Origin of the sequence: Mesorhizobium sp. M1329 (assembly GCF_040318035.1) — a bacterium.
GTDB lineage: Bacteria > Pseudomonadota > Alphaproteobacteria > Rhizobiales > Rhizobiaceae > Mesorhizobium.
This window is the reverse complement of record NZ_JAMYLN010000046.1, coordinates 1-17,780: the sequence shown is the minus strand read 5'-3', so window position 1 is coordinate 17,780 and position 17,780 is coordinate 1. Positions and strand designations below refer to the sequence as shown.

The following is a 17,780-nucleotide window of genomic DNA, read 5'->3' as shown; positions in this document are numbered from 1 at the left end:
ACAACGGCGATCACACCACTGTGCGGTCGGCAGCTACTTTTCCCGCTCGCTACGCAGCTTCGCCCAATAATCCAGCCGCTTCCGGATATCGCGCTCGAAGCCGCGCTCTGGCGGGTCGTAGAATGTCTGCCTTCCCATCTTCTCCGGAAAATAGTCCTGGCCGGAAAAAGCGTCGGGCTCGTCGTGGTCGTAGCGATAGCCGGCGCCGTAATCTTCCTGTTTCATCAGCTTGGTCGGCGCATTGAGAATGTGCTTGGGCGGCAGCAGCGAACCGAATTCCTTCGCTGCCTGTGTGGCGGCCTTGAACGCGGTGTAGACCGCATTGGATTTCGGCGCGGTGGCGAGATAGACGGTCGCCTCGGCGAAGGCCAGTTCGCCCTCGGGCGAGCCCAGATAGTCATAGGCGTCCTTGGCGGCGTTTGCGACGACGAGCGCCTGCGGGTCGGCCAGCCCGATATCCTCCATCGCCATGCGCACCAGCCGGCGCCCGAGATAAAGCGGATCTTCGCCTGCGTCGAACATGCGGGCGAGATAGTAGAGTGCCGCGTCGGGGTCGGAGCCGCGCACCGATTTGTGCAAGGCGGAGATCAAATTGTAATGGCCGTCCTGGCCCTTGTCGTAGATCGGCGCGCGGCGCTGGACGATGCGCTGCAAAGCCTCGGCGCCGAACACCTCCTTTGATTTCGCTGCGCGCCAGACCTCTTCGGCGAGCGTCAGTGCCGCTCGGCCGTCGCCGTCGCTCATCCGGATGAGCATCGCCCGCGCCTCATCATCGAGCGGCAGCGCCCTACCCTCTGCCTCCTCGGCCCGCGCCAGCAGCTTGGCGATGCTGTCCTCGCCGAGCGAGTGAAAGACCAGCACACGCGCACGAGACAACAGCGCGGCGTTAAGCTCGAAGGACGGGTTCTCGGTAGTGGCGCCGACCAGGACGACGGTGCCGTCTTCCATCACGGGCAGAAAACTGTCCTGCTGGGCGCGGTTGAAGCGATGGATCTCGTCGACGAACAGCAGTGTCTGGCGGCCGTTGGAGCGGCGCAGCTTCGCTGCCTCGAACACTTTCTTCAGGTCGGCAACGCCGGAAAACACCGCCGAGATCTGTTCGAAGGCGAGGCTTGTCTCGCCGGCAAGCAGCCGTGCGACCGTGGTCTTGCCGGTACCGGGCGGCCCCCAGAAGATCATCGAGCCGAGCGAGCCGGAGCCGATCAGCCGCGTCAGCGCGCCGTCGGGTCCGGTCAGATGCTCCTGGCCGACGACCTCGCCGAGGTTCTTCGGGCGCAGACGGTCGGCCAGCGGCCTTCCGGGCGGCGTCTTTTCCGGTTCATCGACACTGAACAGATCGGCCATGCAACTTCTTCTGCCTGGAGCCCGATCATGCTGACGGTCGGGCTCAGTAACGCAATACCTGGCGCAGTATCTGCCCGCCGCGCTCGACGGTAAAGCGCCACCAGCGCGTATCCTGCTGGGCTACCTGTTCCAGGGTCGCCGCCTTGTCGATCGTCAGGCCATTGACCTCACGCACGATGTCGCCCGGCTGGAATCCAAAATCGGCAGCGGGCGAATCGCGGTTGATGTCGACCACGGTGACGCCCTTGACATCGGTGCGCAGACCGAGCCGTTGCGCAAGCCGTGGCGACAGTTCAGCAACCTTGGCACCGGAAAACGGGCTGCGGCCGCGCAATGTGAGTTCCGCAGCCTTGGCGCCCTCGGGCGGCCGTTCCAGAGCGATGTCCATCGTCGCTTGCTGACCCTTGCTCAGAACGCCGAAGCTGGCATTCGTACCAATCGACAGCGTCGCCATCCGGTAGTCCAGCGCCCCGACGCTCTCGACCGGCTTGCCATTGAGCGACAGCACCACGTCGCCAGGCTTGAGCCCTGCCTTGGCGGCGGGTCCCGCCTCTTCGACCGAAGAAACCAGCGCACCGGTCGGTTTGTCCATGCCGAGCGATTCGGCAATCTGCGGCGTCACCGCCTCGAACTCAGCGCCGGCATACGGCCGCTCGAAGAAGTCGAGCCCGGCCTTAGCAGCATCGGCGAAAGCGCGGACCATGTTCGAAGGGATAGCAAAGCCGATGCCGATCGAGCCGCCGCTACGGCTATAGATCGCCGTGTTGATGCCGATCAGCTGCCCTCCCATGTTGACCAGCGCGCCCCCGGAATTGCCGGGGTTGATGGCGGCGTCGGTCTGGATGAAGAAGCTGGAATCGGAGACGCCGATATGGCTGCGCGCCACCGCCGAAATGATGCCGCTGGTGGTGGTCTGGCCGACCCCGAACGGATTGCCGATCGCCAGCACCAGGTCGCCGACCTCGAGCGCGTCGGAATCGCCGATGGCGATCACCGGGAACGGCTTGTCAGAAGAAATCTTGAGCACGGCGAGGTCGAGCGTCTCATCCTTGAGCAGCACCTTGCTGTCGAATTCGCGCCCGTCGGCGGTCGCGACCTTGACCTGGTCAGCGTCCTTGACGACATGGAAATTGGTGACCACGACGCCGGTGGGATCGACCAGCACCCCCGAACCGAGCGAAGACTGCGCGCGCGGCTGCGAGCGCCCGAAGAACTCCTCGAAGAACGGATCGCCGTCGAAGGGCGACGTCACCTTGGCGGTCTGCGAGGCGTAGACATTGACCACGGCCGGGGCCGTCTGCTTGACCAGCGGCGCGAAGGACAGCTGTACCTCCTCGCGGCCGAACGGCACGCGCTTGTCGGGGCCAGAAGTGGCGTTTTCGCCTTCGACGCCATGCAGCAGATCGGTCAGTACGTCGGACAGACCAGGATCTGGCTTGGTCTCCTCCGCCAGCGCGTGCCTGGCCGCCGGGACGATGGCCAACGCCATCAAGGCGCAGATCAGAACAAGGGACAGCCGTTTAACGCGCATTCCGAATCCTCCAAGTCGGGCGCCATTGTCCTGACGATTGTGCAAAATGAAAGGCTAAGCCGCTGAAATCCGATTATTTTGGGTAGTCGCCGCAAAAACCGGTGACAAAACCCCTACCAGCCCTGCCCGGCACCTTCGGAAACAGAAAAGGGGCCCGCAGGCCCCTTTGAACTTCACAGAAAAACCGAAGCTTATGCAGCTGCGGCTTCCTCTTCGGTGCCTTCGGCCTCGATGCGGGCGCGGTCGCCGGCGCCCTTGGCCGAGGTGTCGCGGTCGACGAATTCGATGACGGCCATTGCGGCATTGTCACCATGGCGGAAGCCGGCCTTCATGATGCGCAGATAGCCGCCGTTGCGGGTGGCATAACGTGGCGCGATGGTATCGAACAGACGCTTGACGACGCCTTCATTGCCGATCTGGGCAATCACCTGCCGGCGGGCATGCAGGTCGCCGCGCTTGCCGAGCGTCACCAGCTTCTCGACGATCGGCCGCAGATCCTTCGCCTTCGGCAGCGTGGTGAGGATCTGCTCGTGCTCGATAAGCGACACGGCAAGGTTGGCAAACATCGACTTGCGATGGCTGATGCTGCGGGCGAACCGGCGGCCTCTAAATCCGTGGCGCATGGCTCTTCTCCTTCATTGCGGGTTCAAGAGGCCTGAGCCTCAATATTGATCTTCGTAACGCTTGGCGAGGTCTTCGATGTTTTCCGGCGGCCAGTCCGGCACTTCCATGCCGAGATGCAGGCCCATTGCCGCCAGGACTTCCTTGATCTCGTTCAGCGACTTGCGGCCGAAGTTCGGGGTGCGCAGCATCTCGGCTTCGGTCTTCTGGATCAGGTCGCCGATATAGACGATGTTGTCGTTCTTCAGGCAGTTGGCCGAACGCACCGAAAGCTCGAGCTCGTCGACCTTCTTGAGCAGCGCCGGGTTGAAGGCAAGCTCGGTAACCTGTTCGGCGGCGACTTCCTTCTGCGGCTCGTCGAAATTGACGAACAGGCCGAGCTGGTCCTGCAGGATGCGAGCGGCGAAGGCCACCGCGTCCTCGCCCGAGATCGAACCGTCGGTCTCGATGGTCATGGTCAGCTTGTCATAGTCGAGAACCTGGCCCTCGCGGGTGTTCTCGACCTTGTAGGAGACCTTCTTGACCGGCGAATACAGGCTATCGACGGGGATCAGCCCGATCGGCGCGTCCTCGGCGCGGTTGCGGTCGGCCGGCACATAGCCCTTGCCGGTGTCGACGGTGAATTCCATACGGATTTCAGCGCCTTCGTCCAGCGTGCAGATGACGTGGTCGGGATTGAGGATCTCGACGTCGCCAACCGTCTGGATGTCGCCGGCGAGAACCGCACCCGGTCCCTGCTTGCGTACGACCATGCGCTTGGGGCCGTCGCCTTCCATACGGATGGCGATTTCCTTGATGTTCAAGACGATGTCGGTCACATCCTCGCGGACGCCGGCGATGGACGAGAATTCATGCAGAACGCCATCGATCTGCACGGCGGTCACAGCCGCGCCACGCAGCGAAGACAGAAGCACGCGGCGCAGCGCGTTGCCGAGGGTGAGGCCGAAGCCGCGCTCGAGCGGCTCGGCGACCAGCGTGGTCAGCGTCTTCTTCTTCGACGAGAACTCGATCTTGTTCGGCTTGATCAGTTCTTGCCAATTTTTCTGGATCATAGTGCTTTCCTTCCGTTGTCCCGCCACCATCCAATCGTGGCGGGCGACCTGGAATGCCGTGGAGGAGCGCCCTTGAGGCGCTCACGCGGCGTTCGGTAAATTCTTTAGACGCGGCGCTTCTTGCGCGGGCGGCAGCCATTGTGCGGGATCGGCGTCACATCACGGATCGAGGTGATGGTGAAGCCGGCTGCCTGCAGCGCGCGAAGCGCCGATTCACGACCAGAGCCGGGTCCACAGACCTCGACCTCGAGCATGCGCATGCCGTGTTCCTGGGCCTTCTTGGCAACATCCTCGGCCGCCATCTGGGCAGCGAACGGGGTCGACTTGCGCGATCCCTTGAAGCCCTGGGCTCCGGCCGACGACCAGGCAATGGAATTGCCCTGCGCGTCGGTGATGGTGATCATCGTGTTGTTGAAGGTCGAATTGACGTGGGCAACGCCCGACGAAATGTTCTTGCGTTCGCGACGGCGAACACGAGCGGCTTCCTTGGCCATGATAGTCCTTTCAGTTGATCTCTACACCGCCGTAATGCCAGCGGCTCCACCAGGGAGAAGGCAGCAGGGGAATATGGCAGTAGGGGAATATGTCTGCCGTTCCTATTGCCTTACTGCCCTACTGCCTTACTGCCCTAAATTACTTCTTCTTTCCGGCAATCGACTTAGCCGGGCCCTTGCGGGTGCGCGCATTGGTATGCGTGCGCTGACCACGAACCGGCAACGAGCGGCGGTGACGCAGGCCGCGGTAGCAGCCGAGGTCCATGAGCCGCTTGATGTTCATCGACACTTCGCGGCGCAGATCGCCCTCGACCTGATAGTCGCGGTCGATGGTCTCGCGGATCTGCAGCACTTCCGCGTCGGTCAGCTGGTTGACGCGACGCTCGGCCGGGATGCCGACCTTGTCGACGATCTCCTGGGCGAACTTCTTGCCAATGCCGTGAATGTATTGAAGCGCAATGACGACGCGCTTGTTGGTCGGAATATTGACGCCGGCTATACGAGCCATGTTCTTCTCTTCTCCATATAGGCCGGGCGAGCCGGCGCTTCAAGTTGCCCCGCGTCCGGTGGAGGCCGGCCCTTGCGGGAGTTTCCAGTTCAAAGCGGCCTGCCTTGCCCTTGCGGACAAGCAAGCCTCATGCCTGATAGGAAGACGGGCCGCCATACCCCAGCGGACCGCTCCAGTCAAGCGCAATCGTTCGAGTCTCTAGCCGGCCGCCTGGCCAACTTTCCGGGTCGTCGCCCTGAGCACCGCCTCGATCTGCTGCGTCACCGCATCGATGTCGGCCATGCCATCGACGCCCCTGAGCTTGCCCTTGGCGTAGTAGTAGCCGATCAGCGGCGAGGTTTTCTTGTAATATTCCCTCAAGCGTTCTTCGAACACCGCTGGACTGTCGTCCTTGCGCACCGGCATGCCTGCGGCCTTGGCTTCTTCGGCGCGCTTGACGATTCGGCCAACCAGCGCCTTGTCGTCGACGACAAATTCGATGACCGCGTCTAGCTCCAGTCCGCGATCCGACAGCATTTCCTCAACGGCGTCCGCTTGCACCAGTGTTCGGGGATACCCGTCAAGGATGAAGCCGTTTGCACAATCAGCTTGATCGATACGCTCGGCAACGATGGCGTTGACGATAGCGTCGGACACCAGTTCGCCAGCGTCCATCACCGCCTTGGCGCGCTTGCCGACTTCGGTGCCGGCCTGGACAGCAGCGCGCAGCATGTCACCCGTGGAAAGCTGTGGGATGCCGTGTCGTTCTACCAGTCTTAGTGCTTGTGTCCCCTTGCCCGCCCCCGGCGGTCCAAGCAATATCAACCTCATCTGGCCTTTTTCCCCCCGCGCAGCTTCGACTTCTTGATCAGGCCCTCATACTGGTGCGCGATCAGGTGACCCTGAATCTGCGCCACCGTATCGAGCGTTACACTGACCACGATCAGGAGCGAAGTGCCACCAAGGTAGAACGGTACGCCAGTCGCTGAAATCAGGAACTCAGGCAGCAGACACACCAGCACCAGATAGATGGCGCCGACGACGGTGATGCGGGTGAGCACATAGTCGATATAATCCGCAGTGCGCTCGCCCGGACGGTAGCCCGGGATGAAGCCCGAATGCTTCTTGAGCTGGTCGGCGGTGTCCTTCGGATTGAAGACGATCGCTGTATAGAAGAAGGCGAAGAACACAATCATCGCCGCGTAGAAGGCCATATAGAGCGGCTGGCCGTGGCCGAGCGCCGCCAGGATAGTGCTGGCCCATGCAGGCATATTGGTGGTCTGCGAGAACCCGGCAACGGTCGCAGGCAGCAGCAGCAGCGACGAGGCGAAGATCGGCGGAATGACGCCGGAGGTGTTGAGCTTAAGCGGCAGATGCGAGGTATCGCCCTGGAACATGCGATTGCCGACCTGGCGCTTGGGATACTGGATCAGCAGGCGGCGCTGGGCGCGCTCGAAGAAGACGATCAGCGCAATGACGATGATGGCCAGCACGATGATTGCCAGGATCAGGCCGGTCGACAGGGCGCCGGTGCGGCCAAGCTCCAGCGTGCCAGAGATGGCGCGCGGCAGGCCGGCGACAATGCCGGAGAAGATGATCAGCGAAATGCCGTTGCCGATGCCGCGAGCGGTGATCTGCTCGCCAAGCCACATCAGGAACATGGTGCCGCCGACCAGCGTGACGACGGTAGAGATGCGGAAGAACATGCCGGGATCGTTGACGATGCCGTTGCCGCCCTCAAGCCCGACCGAAATGCCGTAGGCCTGAACCAGCGCCAGAAGCACGGTGCCGTAGCGCGTGTACTGGTTGATGATCTTGCGACCCTGCTCGCCTTCCTTCTTCAGCGCTTCCAGCGACGGAATGACCGAGGTCATCAGCTGCATGATGATGGAGGCCGAGATATAGGGCATGATGCCGAGGGCAAAGATCGCCATGCGCTGCACGGCGCCGCCGGCGAACATGTTGAACATGCCGAGCACGCCCTTGCTTTGCGACGAGAAGGCCTGGGCGAAAGCGTCGGGATTGATGCCGGGCAGCGGGATGTAGGTGCCAAGGCGGTAGACGAGCAGCGCGCCGATGGTGAACCAGATGCGCTTCTTCAGATCCTCGGCTTTGGCGAAGGCCGAAAAATTCAGATTCGAGGCTAGTTGTTCAGCAGCCGAAGCCATGCCTGATTCTCCGCTTGGTCACGCTCGATGCCCGCAGCTCAGGCGGCGCGTGTCACCGAAGCTCACGAGATAAGCTCCGGACTGCAAACATGCAAGCGGCCGCGTTGATGCGGCCGCCACATCTGTCGGATCAAAGCACGACCGAAGGCAAAACCGAATTCCACCTTTGCCGAACGTGCTTCAAATTGCCGTTACTCGGCGGCTGCCTTCTCAGGCAGCTTCACCGAACCGCCGGCTTTTTCGATCTTCTCGATCGCGGCCTTGGAGGCTCCGGCCACGTCGAAGGCAAGCTTGGCCTTGATGTCGCCGTCCGAAAGGATGCGCACGCCGTCCTTGACCCGACGGATGACGCCGGCCGCAACCAGCGCCTCGGCCGTCACAACAGTCTTAGCGTCGAGCTTCTTGGCATCAAGCGCCGCCTGGATGCGGGCCAGCGACACGACGGTGAAGCTCTTGGCGAAGATATTGTTGAAGCCGCGCTTCGGCAGGCGGCGGTAGAGCGGCATCTGGCCACCCTCGAAGCCGTTGACGGCGACGCCAGAGCGCGCCTTCTGGCCCTTGACGCCGCGACCGGCGGTCTTGCCCGAACCGGAACCGATGCCACGGCCGAGACGCTTCTTGGAATGCGTCGCGCCGTCCTTGTCACGCAGATCGTTGAGTTTCATCTGGGTTCTCCTGCGCTTTGGCTCAGCCCTCGTCCACGACGCGGACGAGATGCTGGACGGCAGCGATCATGCCGCGCACCGAGGGCGTATCCTCCAGCGTGCGCTGCTTGTGCATCTTGTTGAGGCCGAGGCCGACCAGCGTTGCGCGCTGCTCCTTCGGCCGGCGGATCGGCGAACCGATCTGCTCGACGGTGATGGTCTTGGTTGCTTTCTTGGCCATGGTCAGATCCCCTGGTCAGCGTCGACTATTCTTCAGCCGCAACGGCGGTGCCGCGGCGGGCCTGAAGGGTCGAATACTTGATGCCGCGCGCGGCAGCCACATCCTTCGGATGCATCTGGCTCTTCAGCGCGTCGAAAGTGGCGCGAACCATGTTGTAGGGGTTCGAAGAACCCATCGACTTGGCGACCACGTCATGCATGCCGAGCGTCTCGAAAACGGCGCGCATCGGGCCGCCGGCGATGATGCCGGTACCTTGCTTGGCAGCGCGCAGCAGAACACGTCCCGCGCCCCAGCGTCCCTCGACATCATGGTGCAGCGTGCGGCCCGAGCGCAGCGGCACGAAGATCATGTCGCGCTTGGCCGATTCGGTCGCCTTGCGGATCGCCTCCGGCACTTCGCGAGCCTTGCCGTGACCGAAGCCGACGCGGCCCTTCTGGTCGCCGACGACGACGAGTGCCGCAAAGCCGAAGCGCCGGCCGCCCTTGACGACCTTGGCTACACGGTTGATGTGGACGAGCTTGTCGACCATGCCGTCGTCGCGCTCTTCGCGATCACGGCCGCGGCCGCCATCCCTACGTTCCTGTGCCATATCCTGTTCCTTGTTTTTTTCCGGAAGCACGGTTGATGATGATATCCGGCGCCTCTGTGGGTCGCCGGGGGCGAATTTCGTTTTTAGAAGCTCAGACCACCTTCACGGGCAGCCTCGGCCAGCGCCTTGACGCGGCCGTGGTAGATGTAGGCGCCGCGGTCGAAGACGACTTCCTTGACGCCGGCCTTCGAGGCACGCTCGGCGATCAGCTTGCCGATGGCGGCTGCAGCCGCGGTGTCGGCGCCGGTCTTGAGCGAGCCCTTGAGCTCCTTCTCGAGCGTCGAAGCAGCCGCGATGGTGTGGCCCTTGGCGTCGTCGATCACCTGGACATAGATGTTCTTCGACGTGCGATGGACCGACAAGCGCGGACGATCGCCGGCAACCTTCTTGATCTGGCGGCGGACGCGCTGGGCGCGGCGTTGGGTGGATTCTTTCGAGCCCATGATATCAGTTCCTTGCCTTCAAAAAACGGGGGCAACCATATGCGGTAGGACGAGCCTCCCGCGGCCGCTCCCCGCGGCGTTAAGATTACTTCTTCTTGCCTTCCTTGCGGACGATCTTCTCGCCAGCATAGCGAACGCCCTTGCCCTTGTAGGGCTCGGGGCTGCGATACTCGCGGATCTCGGCGGCAACCTGGCCGACCTGCTGCTTGTCGATGCCGGTCACGGTGATTTCCGTCGGCTTCGGCACCGAAATCGTCACGCCCTGCGGCGTCTCGTAGACGACGTCGTGGCTGAAGCCGAGCGCCAGCTGCAGGTTCTTGCCCTGCATGGCGGCGCGATAGCCGACGCCGGTGATCTCGAGCTTCTTTTCGAAGCCGTCCTTGACGCCCTGCAGGATGTTGACGATCTGCGTGCGCGACATGCCCCATTTGGAGCGGGCGGTCTTGGTCTGGTCGCGCGGCTGGACAGCGATCTCGCTGCCTTCCATCTTGACCAGCACTTCGTCGTTCACCACGAACTTCAGCTCGCCCTTCGGACCCTTCGCCGTCACGGTCTGGCCGTTGACGGTCGCGGTCACGCCCTGCGGCAGCGAAACGGGTTTCTTTCCAATACGAGACATTTTGTTGTCCTCGTCACTTCTCTTGTTTCAGGTCTCGGCTTTCGGGATTTGATCCCGAAAACCTGTTTCCAAGCGGGTCAAATACCAGATCAGAAGATCTGGCAGAGGATTTCCCCGCCGACATTCTGTTCACGCGCTTCGTGGTCGGCCATCACGCCCTTCGGCGTCGAAAGGATGGCGATGCCGAGGCCGTTGGCGACGTGGGGTATCGACTTGGCCGAAACGTAGACGCGGCGGCCGGGCTTCGAGACCCGGGCGATTTCGCGCACCACCGGCGCACCGTCGAAATACTTCAGCTCGATCTCGATTTCGGACTTGCCGTTGTCGAAGTCGGTCTGGCTGTAGTCGCGGATATAGCCTTCGGCCTTCAGCACGTCGAGGACGCGGGTGCGCAGGCGCGAGGCCGGCGTCGAAACGCTCGACTTCTTACGGCCATACGCGTTGCGGATGCGGGTCAGCATATCGCCGAGAGGATCGCTCAATGACATGTTATGTCCTCCTTACCAGCTCGACTTGACCAGGCCCGGGATCTGGCCGTTATTGCCGAGATCACGAAGCGCGATACGCGATACTTTGAGCTTGCGATAATAGGCACGCGGACGTCCGGTGACTTCGCAGCGGTTGCGGATACGGGTCTTGGCCGAGTTGCGCGGCAGCGCCGAAAGCTTCAGCTGAGCGCGGAAGCGCTCTTCCATCGGCTTGGACTGATCCATGATGATCGCCTTGAGCACCTTGCGCTTGGCAGCGAACTGGTCCGCAAGCTTGCGGCGCCTGTTGTTCTTCTCGACTGAGCTGGTCTTTGCCATTTCAGATTTTTCCTTTTCTCGCTGCCGTTACTGGCGGAAGGGGAAGTTGAAGGCCTTGAGCAATGCCCTGGCTTCGTCGTCCGTCTTCGCAGTCGTACAAACGATGACGTCCATGCCCCAGATCTGATCAACCTTGTCGTAGTTGATCTCCGGAAACACGATGTGTTCCTTGATGCCCATGGCATAGTTGCCACGGCCATCGAAGCTTTTCGGATTAAGTCCGCGGAAGTCGCGGACGCGCGGCAGTGCGATGTTCACGAGACGATCGAGGAACTCGTACATGCGTTCCTTGCGCAGCGTAACCTTGGCGCCGATCGGCATCTTCTCGCGGACCTTGAAGCCGGCGATCGAGTTGCGGGCGCGGGTGACGACGGCCTTCTGGCCGGCGATCATTGCAAGGTCTTCCGCCGCGATCGAAGGCTTCTTCGAATCGCCGGTCGCCTCGCCGACGCCCATGTTCAGAACGATCTTGTCGATGCGCGGAACCTGCATCTCGTTCTCGTAGCCGAACTGCTCCTGCAGCGCCTTGCGAATGGTCTCGTTGTAGACCTGCTTGAGGCGCGGCGTGTTCTGGGCAGTTGCCTGCTTGGTTTGAGCCTTAGCCATTGATGACTTCTCCCGAGCGCTTGGCGACGCGCACCTTCTTGCCGTCCTTCTGGAAGATGAAGCCGACGCGGGTCGGCTTGCCATCCTTGGGGTCGGCCAGCGCGATGTTCGACAGCTGGATCGGCGCTTCCTTGGTGATGATCCCGCCCTCTTGGGACTGGGACTGCTTCTGGTGACGACGGATCAGGTTGACGCCGCGCACCAGCGCGGTGTCATCCTTCGGCTGCACCGAAAGGACTTCGCCCGAACGGCCCTTGTCCTTGCCGGCCAGCACGACGACCTTGTCGCCTTTTCTAATCTTTTGCATTGGTCCGGCTCCTTACAGCACTTCAGGCGCGAGCGAGATGATCTTCATGTGGTTCTTGGCGCGGAGTTCGCGCGGAACCGGTCCGAAGATACGCGTGCCGATCGGCTCTTTCTTGTTGTCGACGAGAACGGCTGCGTTCTTGTCGAAACGGATCACGCTGCCGTCCGGGCGGCGGATGTCCTTGGCCGTGCGAACCACGACCGCCTTCATCACATCGCCCTTCTTGACGCGGCCGCGCGGGATGGCTTCCTTGATCGACACCACGATGATGTCGCCCACGGAAGCGTATTTCCGCTTCGAGCCGCCCAGCACCTTGATGCACATGACACGACGGGCGCCGGAATTATCCGCGACGTCGAGGTTTGTTTGCATCTGAATCATGACTGGCCGCCTTCTTCTTTTCTAACGGGACGGGTTTCTCACCCCTCCCCGGTCTGTCCAAAATTCGTTTCGTTGGCCCTGATCAGGCCTGGTCCGAAGACACCACGACCCAGCGCTTGTCCTTGGAAATCGGCTTCGATTCCTGGATGAACACCTGATCGCCGACCTTGTGGGCGTTGTTCTCGTCGTGCGCCTTGTACTTCTTGGTCATGCGCACGGTCTTCTTCATCACGGGATGCGTGAAGCGCCGTTCGACCTTGACGACAACCGTCTTCTCGTTCTTGTCGCTGACGACGGTGCCCTGCAGAATGCGCTTTGGCATGGTTTTCGTCCTTAAGCCTTCTTGGCCGCGGACTTTTCCGCAGCGATGGTCTTGATACGCGCAATGTCCTTGCGGACCTGCCTCACGCGCGCGGTCTTCTCAAGCTGGCCGGTGGCCTTCTGGAAGCGCAGGTTGAACTGCTCCTTCTTCAGGCTGGCCAGGTCGTCGGTCAGCTGGTCCTGGGTCTTGGTCCGGATGTCTTCGGCTTTCATGATCAGCCCGTCCTTATTCTGCGATGCGCTGTACGAAGCGCGTCCTGACCGAGAGCTTGGCCGCGCCGAGACGCAGCGCCTCACGGGCGGTTTCCTCGTTGACGCCGTCGATCTCGAACATGATGCGGCCCGGCTTGACGCGTGCCGCCCAGTAGTCGACCGCGCCCTTGCCCTTACCCATGCGGACTTCGGTCGGCTTCGACGTCACCGGCACGTCCGGGAAGATACGGATCCACACGCGGCCGGCACGCTTCATCTCGCGGGTGATCGCGCGGCGGGCCGCCTCGATCTCACGCGCGGTGACGCGGTTCGGCTCAAGCGCCTTCAGCCCGAAACCACCGAAATCCAGGTTGGTGCCGCCCTTGGCGGTACCGTGGATGCGGCCCTTGAACTGCTTGCGGAACTTTGTGCGCTTTGGCTGCAGCATCGTTCTAACTCCAAATTCCTAAATGTCTTACGCGTTTTCGCGACGGCGACCGCGTTCGCGCTCACCACCACCGCCATGCGCATGATCGCCCTCGGTGGCGCGGCGCTCCGAAGCCATCGGGTCGTGCTCGAGGATCTCGCCCTTGAACACCCAGACTTTGACGCCGCAGATGCCGTAGGCCGTATTCGCCTCGGCCGTGCCGTAGTCGACGTCGGCACGCAGCGTATGCAGCGGCACGCGGCCTTCACGATACCATTCCATGCGCGCGATCTCGGCGCCGCCGAGACGGCCGGCGCAGTTGATGCGGATGCCTTCGGCGCCGAGGCGCATCGCCGACTGCACGGCGCGCTTCATGGCGCGGCGGAACGCGATGCGGCGCTCGAGCTGCTGGGCGATCGACTGGGCGACCAGGGTCGCGTCGATCTCCGGCTTGCGCACTTCGACGATGTTCAGATGCGTCTCGGACTTGGTCATCTCCATCAGCTTCTTGCGAAGCTTCTCGATGTCGGCGCCCTTCTTGCCGATGATCAGGCCCGGACGCGCCGCATGGATGGTGACGCGGCACTTCTTGTGCGGACGCTCGATCACGACCTTCGAGATCGCAGCCTGCTTGAGTTCCTTCTCAAGATATTTGCGGATCTTGATATCCTCGTGCAGCAGCTTGCCGTACTCGCCGGTGTTCGCGAACCAGCGCGAATCCCAGGTGCGGTTGATGCCGAGACGCAGACCGATCGGATTGACTTTCTGGCCCATTATGCGGCCTCCCCTTTTTCTTCGACTTCACGAACGACGATCGTGAGGTGCGAGAACGGCTTCTCGATACGGCTGGCGCGACCACGGCCACGGGCATGGAACCGCTTCATGACGATCGACTTGCCGACATAGGCTTCCGCCACAATCAGCGCATCGACGTCGAGGTCGTGGTTGTTTTCCGCGTTGGCGATCGCCGATTCCAGCGTCTTCTTGACCGTGCCGGAAATCCGCTTGGCCGAGAATTCGAGGTCGGAAAGCGCTGTCGCGACCTTCTTGCCGCGGATCAGCGCGGCAACCAGGTTCAGCTTCTGCGGGCTGATACGGATCGTGCGCAACACGGCGCGCGCTTCGTTGTCAGCAAGCCTGCGCGGAGCTTTGGCCTTGCCCATGATTATTTCCTCTTCGCCTTCTTATCCGCGCCGTGACCGTAATAGGTCCGGGTCGGAGCGAATTCACCGAACTTGTGACCGACCATGTCCTCGTTCACCGAGACGGGAACGTGCTTCTGGCCGTTGTAAACACCGAAGGTGAAGCCGACGAACTGCGGCAGGATGGTGGAGCGGCGGCTCCACATCTTGATCACCTCATTGCGACCACCTTCACGAACCTTGTCCACCTTCTTCAGAAGGTAGCCGTCGATGAAGGGGCCTTTCCAAATCGAACGAGTCACTTGGCGTTACCTCTTCTTAGCTCTTGCGCTGATGGCGCGAGCGCAGGATGAACTTGTCGGTCGCCTTGTTGGACCGCGTCTTCTTGCCCTTGGTCGGCTTACCCCAGGGCGAAACCGGATGGCGGCCACCCGAGGTGCGGCCTTCGCCGCCGCCATGTGGATGGTCGACCGGGTTCATGGTCACGCCGCGATTGTGCGGACGTTTGCCACGCCACACGGTGCGGCCTGCCTTGCCGTCATTGATGTTGCCGTGGTCCGGGTTGGACACGGCACCGACAGTGGCCATGCAGGAGCCGTGGACGACACGCTGCTCGCCCGAGTTGAGGCGCAGGATCGCCATGCCCTGGTCGCGACCGACGAGCTGGCCATAACCACCGGCCGAACGGGCGACCTGAGCGCCCTTGCCGGGCTTCAGCTCGATATTGTGGACGATCGTGCCGACCGGCATCGAGGCCAGCGGCATCGCGTTGCCCGGCTTCACGTCGACCGATTCACCGGCCACGATCTTGTCGCCGGGAGCCAGACGCTGCGGGGCGATGATGTAGGACAGCTCGCCATCGTCATACTTGATCAGCGCGATGAAGGCGGTGCGGTTCGGATCGTACTCGATACGCTCGACCGTGCCGACGACGTCGAACTTGCGGCGCTTGAAGTCGATGATACGGTAGGTGCGCTTGTGACCGCCGCCGATGAAGCGGGCCGTGATGCGGCCGTAATTGTTGCGGCCGCCCGACTTGGTCAGGCCTTCGGTCAGGCCCTTGACGGGCTTGCCCTTGTAGAGGCCCGAGCGGTCGACGATGACCAGCTGACGGGTGCTCGGCGTTACCGGGTTGAATTTTTTCAGTGCCATTGTTCTGTCCTCGCGACCTTGCTCAGAGACCCGTCGCGACGTCGATCGACTGGCCGTCGGCCAGCGTCACAACCGCCTTCTTGACGTCGCTCTGGCGGCCGATCGTGCCGCGGAAGCGCTTGATCTTGCCCTTGCGGACAAGCGTGTTCACGGCCATCACCTTGACGCCGAACAGCGCTTCGACGGCGGCCTTGATTTCCGGCTTCGACGCCTTCTTGGCGACATTGAAGACGACCTGGTTCTGCTCGGAAGCCATGGTCGACTTTTCGGTGATCGCCGGCGAGACGATCACGTCGTAGTGACGAAGGTCGGTCATTTGAAGCGCTCCTCGAGAGCCTCGACGGCGGCCTTCGAAAGGACCAGCGTGCCGCGGCGCAGAATGTCGTAGACGTTGATGCCCTGGATGGGCAGCACGTCGATGTTCGGGATGTTGGTCGCCGCCAGCTTGAAATTCTTGTCAAGCTCGGCGCCGCCGATCACCAGGGCGTTGCTCAGGCCCAGCGTCGCGAAATTCGCGATCAGTGCCTTGGTCTTGGCCTCGGTCAGCTTCAGCTCGTCGATGATGATGATCGACGCGCTCTTGGCCTTGGCCGAAAGCGCATGCTTGAGACCGAGCGCGCGCACCTTCTTCGGCAGATCGTGCTCGTGGCTGCGCACGACCGGGCCGTGGGCCTTGCCGCCGCCGCGGAACTGCGGAGCGCGAGCCGAATGGTGACGGGCGCGGCCGGTACCCTTCTGCTTGTACATCTTGGCGCCGGTGCGGGCGATTTCCGCGCGACCCTTGGCCTTGTGGGTGCCCTGCTGCTTCTTGGCAAGCTGCCAGCGCACGACGCGCTGCAGGATGTCCTCGCGCGGATCAAGGCCGAAAATCTCTTCGGAGAGCTTCAGCTTGCCGGCGTCCTTGCCGCCAAGCGTTGTAATCTTGAGGTCCATTATTCCGCTCCCTCTGTGGCCTGGGCCTCGTTCTTGGCGGCACCATCGGTCGCAACGGCGCGGATCGCGGCGGGCTTCGGCGCATTGGCCGGAAGCGCTACCTTGGCCGCGTCGCGGACCAGGATCCATGCACCCTTCGAACCCGGGACCGCACCGCGGATCAGGATCAGGCCGCGATCGGCGTCGGTCGAGACGACCTCGACATTCTGCGTGGTGACGCGGGTGTCACCCATGTGGCCGGCCATATGCTTGCCCTTGAACACCTTGCCCGGATCCTGGCGCTGGCCGGTCGAGCCGTGTGTACGGTGCGACACCGAGTTGCCGTGCGTCGCGCGGCCGCCACCCATGTGGTGCCGCTTGATGACGCCCTGGAAGCCCTTGCCGATCGTGGTTCCCGTCACATCGACCTTCTGGCCGACGACGAAATGCTCGACGGTGATCTCGGCGCCGACATCGATCATGTTGTCGGCGGAGACGCGGAACTCGGCAACCTTGGCCTTCGGCTCGACGGAAGCGGTCGCGAAATGGCCGCGCATCGCCTTCGACGTGTTCTTCACCTTGGCAAGGCCAACGCCGAGCTGGACGGCGGTATAGCCGTTCTTCTCCTGCGTGCGCTGCGCCACGACCTGGCAGTTCTCCATCTGGAGAACAGTGACGGGAACATGTTCCCCGGCATCGTTGTAGATGCGGGTCATTCCCACCTTCTTTGCAATCACACCTGAACGCATCGGTTCAATTCCTTTAGAGTTCCCTGTCGGGGCTGTCGCCCCTCCACGCCTCTTGTTCCTTCAGAGTTCCGGGTCGCCCCGCTGACCTCTGGTTCCTTAGAGCTTGATCTCGACGTCGACACCGGCGGCCAGGTCGAGCTTCATCAAAGCATCGACCGTCTGCGGGGTCGGGTCGACGATGTCGAGCAGACGCTTGTGCGTGCGCATCTCGAACTGCTCGCGGCTCTTCTTGTCGACGTGAGGCGACCGGTTGACCGTGAACTTTTCGATCCGCGTCGGCAGCGGAATGGGGCCGCGGACGTTGGCGCCGGTGCGCTTGGCGGTCGACACGATTTCCCGTGTCGAGGCGTCGAGCACCCGGTGATCAAACGCCTTCAGGCGGATGCGGATATTCTGTCCGTTCATGCGTCACTTCCTTGTTCTGGCGCGGCGCGGGCGGCGCCCGCGACAGATCGGTTTAAGTCCAAATTACTCTTTGATGGTGACGACGATGCCGGCACCGACGGTGCGGCCGCCTTCACGGATGGCGAAGCGCAGCTTCTCTTCCATGGC

Annotated in this window: 30 protein-coding genes; all 30 read right to left on the bottom strand. The window is 62.4% G+C overall.

Annotation, left to right across the window (positions count from 1 at the left end):
• Positions 1 to 33 precede the first annotated feature (33 nt).
• Positions 34 to 1,344: a replication-associated recombination protein A gene (locus NKH21_RS30060; RefSeq protein WP_352469154.1), complete on the bottom strand. Its 1,311-nt coding sequence runs from the start codon at positions 1,342 to 1,344 to the stop codon at positions 34 to 36.
• A 43-nt stretch (positions 1,345 to 1,387) separates the two neighbouring features.
• Complete coding sequence (locus NKH21_RS30055) at positions 1,388 to 2,875, bottom strand: DegQ family serine endoprotease (RefSeq protein ID WP_352670788.1); 1,488 nt, start codon at positions 2,873 to 2,875, stop codon at positions 1,388 to 1,390.
• Positions 2,876 to 3,066: 191 nt separating this feature from the next.
• Positions 3,067 to 3,498 carry a 50S ribosomal protein L17 gene (gene rplQ, locus NKH21_RS30050; RefSeq protein WP_352869458.1) on the bottom strand — a complete coding sequence of 144 codons (432 nt, stop codon included), beginning with the start codon at positions 3,496 to 3,498 and terminating at the stop codon, positions 3,067 to 3,069.
• A gap of 39 nt (positions 3,499 to 3,537) precedes the next feature.
• Positions 3,538 to 4,548: a DNA-directed RNA polymerase subunit alpha gene (locus tag NKH21_RS30045; RefSeq protein ID WP_023675128.1), complete on the bottom strand. Its 1,011-nt coding sequence runs from the start codon at positions 4,546 to 4,548 to the stop codon at positions 3,538 to 3,540.
• A 104-nt stretch (positions 4,549 to 4,652) separates the two neighbouring features.
• On the bottom strand, positions 4,653 to 5,042 hold the full coding sequence (gene rpsK / locus NKH21_RS30040) for a 30S ribosomal protein S11 (protein ID WP_006205444.1): 390 nt from the start codon (positions 5,040 to 5,042) through the stop codon (positions 4,653 to 4,655).
• A gap of 139 nt (positions 5,043 to 5,181) precedes the next feature.
• Positions 5,182 to 5,550, bottom strand: coding sequence for a 30S ribosomal protein S13 (gene rpsM / locus NKH21_RS30035; protein ID WP_006205445.1), 369 nt, complete (start codon positions 5,548 to 5,550; stop codon positions 5,182 to 5,184).
• A 198-nt stretch (positions 5,551 to 5,748) separates the two neighbouring features.
• Complete coding sequence (locus tag NKH21_RS30030; protein WP_352670791.1) at positions 5,749 to 6,360, bottom strand: adenylate kinase; 612 nt, start codon at positions 6,358 to 6,360, stop codon at positions 5,749 to 5,751.
• Positions 6,357 to 7,697, bottom strand: a complete 1,341-nt coding sequence (gene secY, locus NKH21_RS30025; protein WP_023675130.1) for a preprotein translocase subunit SecY — start codon at positions 7,695 to 7,697, stop codon at positions 6,357 to 6,359. The genes NKH21_RS30030 and secY overlap by 4 nt, the downstream gene beginning before the upstream one ends.
• Before the next feature lie 191 nt (positions 7,698 to 7,888).
• Entirely contained in the window at positions 7,889 to 8,362 is a 474-nt protein-coding gene (gene rplO, locus NKH21_RS30020) for a 50S ribosomal protein L15 (protein WP_292660428.1), read from the bottom strand.
• Between the two features lie 22 nt (positions 8,363 to 8,384).
• Positions 8,385 to 8,582 (bottom strand): 50S ribosomal protein L30, encoded by a 198-nt coding sequence (gene rpmD, locus NKH21_RS30015; RefSeq protein WP_006205449.1) that lies wholly within the window; start codon positions 8,580 to 8,582, stop codon positions 8,385 to 8,387.
• Between the two features lie 25 nt (positions 8,583 to 8,607).
• A complete protein-coding gene (rpsE, locus tag NKH21_RS30010) occupies positions 8,608 to 9,171 on the bottom strand; it encodes a 30S ribosomal protein S5 (RefSeq protein ID WP_006333394.1) in 564 nt (187 codons plus the stop codon).
• 83 nt (positions 9,172 to 9,254) lie between these two features.
• The gene (rplR, locus tag NKH21_RS30005; protein ID WP_023675132.1) at positions 9,255 to 9,614 is read right to left on the bottom strand and encodes a 50S ribosomal protein L18; all 360 of its coding nucleotides are present in this window, start codon (positions 9,612 to 9,614) and stop codon (positions 9,255 to 9,257) included.
• An 85-nt stretch (positions 9,615 to 9,699) separates the two neighbouring features.
• Positions 9,700 to 10,233: a 50S ribosomal protein L6 gene (gene rplF, locus NKH21_RS30000; protein WP_023675133.1), complete on the bottom strand. Its 534-nt coding sequence runs from the start codon at positions 10,231 to 10,233 to the stop codon at positions 9,700 to 9,702.
• 89 nt (positions 10,234 to 10,322) lie between these two features.
• On the bottom strand, positions 10,323 to 10,721 hold the full coding sequence (rpsH, locus tag NKH21_RS29995; protein WP_006205453.1) for a 30S ribosomal protein S8: 399 nt from the start codon (positions 10,719 to 10,721) through the stop codon (positions 10,323 to 10,325).
• 12 nt (positions 10,722 to 10,733) lie between these two features.
• Positions 10,734 to 11,039 (bottom strand): 30S ribosomal protein S14, encoded by a 306-nt coding sequence (gene rpsN / locus NKH21_RS29990; RefSeq protein ID WP_023675134.1) that lies wholly within the window; start codon positions 11,037 to 11,039, stop codon positions 10,734 to 10,736.
• Between the two features lie 27 nt (positions 11,040 to 11,066).
• A complete protein-coding gene (gene rplE / locus NKH21_RS29985) occupies positions 11,067 to 11,645 on the bottom strand; it encodes a 50S ribosomal protein L5 (RefSeq protein ID WP_008875670.1) in 579 nt (192 codons plus the stop codon).
• Positions 11,638 to 11,952, bottom strand: coding sequence for a 50S ribosomal protein L24 (rplX, locus tag NKH21_RS29980; protein WP_254817150.1), 315 nt, complete (start codon positions 11,950 to 11,952; stop codon positions 11,638 to 11,640). The genes rplE and rplX overlap by 8 nt, the downstream gene beginning before the upstream one ends.
• A gap of 12 nt (positions 11,953 to 11,964) precedes the next feature.
• Positions 11,965 to 12,333 (bottom strand): 50S ribosomal protein L14, encoded by a 369-nt coding sequence (gene rplN, locus NKH21_RS29975; protein ID WP_006205457.1) that lies wholly within the window; start codon positions 12,331 to 12,333, stop codon positions 11,965 to 11,967.
• 82 nt (positions 12,334 to 12,415) lie between these two features.
• A complete protein-coding gene (rpsQ, locus tag NKH21_RS29970) occupies positions 12,416 to 12,655 on the bottom strand; it encodes a 30S ribosomal protein S17 (RefSeq protein WP_023675136.1) in 240 nt (79 codons plus the stop codon).
• 11 nt (positions 12,656 to 12,666) lie between these two features.
• A complete protein-coding gene (rpmC, locus tag NKH21_RS29965) occupies positions 12,667 to 12,867 on the bottom strand; it encodes a 50S ribosomal protein L29 (RefSeq protein WP_006205459.1) in 201 nt (66 codons plus the stop codon).
• 13 nt (positions 12,868 to 12,880) lie between these two features.
• The gene (gene rplP, locus NKH21_RS29960) at positions 12,881 to 13,294 is read right to left on the bottom strand and encodes a 50S ribosomal protein L16 (RefSeq protein WP_006205460.1); all 414 of its coding nucleotides are present in this window, start codon (positions 13,292 to 13,294) and stop codon (positions 12,881 to 12,883) included.
• Positions 13,295 to 13,321: 27 nt separating this feature from the next.
• Positions 13,322 to 14,047 carry a 30S ribosomal protein S3 gene (gene rpsC / locus NKH21_RS29955; protein ID WP_023675137.1) on the bottom strand — a complete coding sequence of 242 codons (726 nt, stop codon included), beginning with the start codon at positions 14,045 to 14,047 and terminating at the stop codon, positions 13,322 to 13,324.
• Positions 14,047 to 14,436, bottom strand: coding sequence for a 50S ribosomal protein L22 (gene rplV / locus NKH21_RS29950; protein ID WP_006205462.1), 390 nt, complete (start codon positions 14,434 to 14,436; stop codon positions 14,047 to 14,049). Before rplV ends, rpsC begins: the two co-directional genes overlap by 1 nt.
• A gap of 2 nt (positions 14,437 to 14,438) precedes the next feature.
• On the bottom strand, positions 14,439 to 14,717 hold the full coding sequence (gene rpsS / locus NKH21_RS29945) for a 30S ribosomal protein S19 (protein ID WP_006205463.1): 279 nt from the start codon (positions 14,715 to 14,717) through the stop codon (positions 14,439 to 14,441).
• Between the two features lie 16 nt (positions 14,718 to 14,733).
• A complete protein-coding gene (rplB, locus tag NKH21_RS29940) occupies positions 14,734 to 15,567 on the bottom strand; it encodes a 50S ribosomal protein L2 (protein WP_023675138.1) in 834 nt (277 codons plus the stop codon).
• Positions 15,568 to 15,589: 22 nt separating this feature from the next.
• Complete coding sequence (locus NKH21_RS29935) at positions 15,590 to 15,883, bottom strand: 50S ribosomal protein L23 (protein ID WP_006205465.1); 294 nt, start codon at positions 15,881 to 15,883, stop codon at positions 15,590 to 15,592.
• Positions 15,880 to 16,500 carry a 50S ribosomal protein L4 gene (gene rplD, locus NKH21_RS29930; RefSeq protein ID WP_023675140.1) on the bottom strand — a complete coding sequence of 207 codons (621 nt, stop codon included), beginning with the start codon at positions 16,498 to 16,500 and terminating at the stop codon, positions 15,880 to 15,882. Before rplD ends, NKH21_RS29935 begins: the two co-directional genes overlap by 4 nt.
• Complete coding sequence (gene rplC / locus NKH21_RS29925; protein WP_352469149.1) at positions 16,500 to 17,228, bottom strand: 50S ribosomal protein L3; 729 nt, start codon at positions 17,226 to 17,228, stop codon at positions 16,500 to 16,502. The genes rplD and rplC overlap by 1 nt, the downstream gene beginning before the upstream one ends.
• 96 nt (positions 17,229 to 17,324) lie before the next feature.
• Positions 17,325 to 17,633 carry a 30S ribosomal protein S10 gene (rpsJ, locus tag NKH21_RS29920; RefSeq protein WP_006205468.1) on the bottom strand — a complete coding sequence of 103 codons (309 nt, stop codon included), beginning with the start codon at positions 17,631 to 17,633 and terminating at the stop codon, positions 17,325 to 17,327.
• 63 nt (positions 17,634 to 17,696) lie between these two features.
• Positions 17,697 to 17,780 (bottom strand): EF-Tu C-terminal domain-related protein (locus NKH21_RS29915; protein ID WP_455749504.1); only part of this gene is annotated, 84 nt, incomplete at its 5' end.

Excerpts from the sequence above, each read along its gene's own strand:
- NKH21_RS30060 (WP_352469154.1), bottom strand. The coding sequence starts at position 1,344 with ATGGCCGATCTGTTCAGTGTCGATGAACCGGAAAAGACGCCGCCCGGA.
- NKH21_RS30055 (WP_352670788.1), bottom strand. The coding sequence starts at position 2,875 with ATGCGCGTTAAACGGCTGTCCCTTGTTCTGATCTGCGCCTTGATGGCG.
- rplQ (WP_352869458.1), bottom strand. The coding sequence starts at position 3,498 with ATGCGCCACGGATTTAGAGGCCGCCGGTTCGCCCGCAGCATCAGCCAT.
- NKH21_RS30045 (WP_023675128.1), bottom strand. The coding sequence starts at position 4,548 with ATGATCCAGAAAAATTGGCAAGAACTGATCAAGCCGAACAAGATCGAG.
- rpsK (WP_006205444.1), bottom strand. The coding sequence starts at position 5,042 with ATGGCCAAGGAAGCCGCTCGTGTTCGCCGTCGCGAACGCAAGAACATT.
- rpsM (WP_006205445.1), bottom strand. The coding sequence starts at position 5,550 with ATGGCTCGTATAGCCGGCGTCAATATTCCGACCAACAAGCGCGTCGTC.
- NKH21_RS30030 (WP_352670791.1), bottom strand. The coding sequence starts at position 6,360 with ATGAGGTTGATATTGCTTGGACCGCCGGGGGCGGGCAAGGGGACACAA.
- secY (WP_023675130.1), bottom strand. The coding sequence starts at position 7,697 with ATGGCTTCGGCTGCTGAACAACTAGCCTCGAATCTGAATTTTTCGGCC.
- rplO (WP_292660428.1), bottom strand. The coding sequence starts at position 8,362 with ATGAAACTCAACGATCTGCGTGACAAGGACGGCGCGACGCATTCCAAG.
- rpmD (WP_006205449.1), bottom strand. The coding sequence starts at position 8,582 with ATGGCCAAGAAAGCAACCAAGACCATCACCGTCGAGCAGATCGGTTCG.
- rpsE (WP_006333394.1), bottom strand. The coding sequence starts at position 9,171 with ATGGCACAGGAACGTAGGGATGGCGGCCGCGGCCGTGATCGCGAAGAG.
- rplR (WP_023675132.1), bottom strand. The coding sequence starts at position 9,614 with ATGGGCTCGAAAGAATCCACCCAACGCCGCGCCCAGCGCGTCCGCCGC.
- rplF (WP_023675133.1), bottom strand. The coding sequence starts at position 10,233 with ATGTCTCGTATTGGAAAGAAACCCGTTTCGCTGCCGCAGGGCGTGACC.
- rpsH (WP_006205453.1), bottom strand. The coding sequence starts at position 10,721 with ATGTCATTGAGCGATCCTCTCGGCGATATGCTGACCCGCATCCGCAAC.
- rpsN (WP_023675134.1), bottom strand. The coding sequence starts at position 11,039 with ATGGCAAAGACCAGCTCAGTCGAGAAGAACAACAGGCGCCGCAAGCTT.
- rplE (WP_008875670.1), bottom strand. The coding sequence starts at position 11,645 with ATGGCTAAGGCTCAAACCAAGCAGGCAACTGCCCAGAACACGCCGCGC.
- rplX (WP_254817150.1), bottom strand. The coding sequence starts at position 11,952 with ATGCAAAAGATTAGAAAAGGCGACAAGGTCGTCGTGCTGGCCGGCAAG.
- rplN (WP_006205457.1), bottom strand. The coding sequence starts at position 12,333 with ATGATTCAGATGCAAACAAACCTCGACGTCGCGGATAATTCCGGCGCC.
- rpsQ (WP_023675136.1), bottom strand. The coding sequence starts at position 12,655 with ATGCCAAAGCGCATTCTGCAGGGCACCGTCGTCAGCGACAAGAACGAG.
- rpmC (WP_006205459.1), bottom strand. The coding sequence starts at position 12,867 with ATGAAAGCCGAAGACATCCGGACCAAGACCCAGGACCAGCTGACCGAC.
- rplP (WP_006205460.1), bottom strand. The coding sequence starts at position 13,294 with ATGCTGCAGCCAAAGCGCACAAAGTTCCGCAAGCAGTTCAAGGGCCGC.
- rpsC (WP_023675137.1), bottom strand. The coding sequence starts at position 14,047 with ATGGGCCAGAAAGTCAATCCGATCGGTCTGCGTCTCGGCATCAACCGC.
- rplV (WP_006205462.1), bottom strand. The coding sequence starts at position 14,436 with ATGGGCAAGGCCAAAGCTCCGCGCAGGCTTGCTGACAACGAAGCGCGC.
- rplB (WP_023675138.1), bottom strand. The coding sequence starts at position 15,567 with ATGGCACTGAAAAAATTCAACCCGGTAACGCCGAGCACCCGTCAGCTG.
- NKH21_RS29935 (WP_006205465.1), bottom strand. The coding sequence starts at position 15,883 with ATGACCGACCTTCGTCACTACGACGTGATCGTCTCGCCGGCGATCACC.
- rplD (WP_023675140.1), bottom strand. The coding sequence starts at position 16,500 with ATGGACCTCAAGATTACAACGCTTGGCGGCAAGGACGCCGGCAAGCTG.
- rplC (WP_352469149.1), bottom strand. The coding sequence starts at position 17,228 with ATGCGTTCAGGTGTGATTGCAAAGAAGGTGGGAATGACCCGCATCTAC.
- rpsJ (WP_006205468.1), bottom strand. The coding sequence starts at position 17,633 with ATGAACGGACAGAATATCCGCATCCGCCTGAAGGCGTTTGATCACCGG.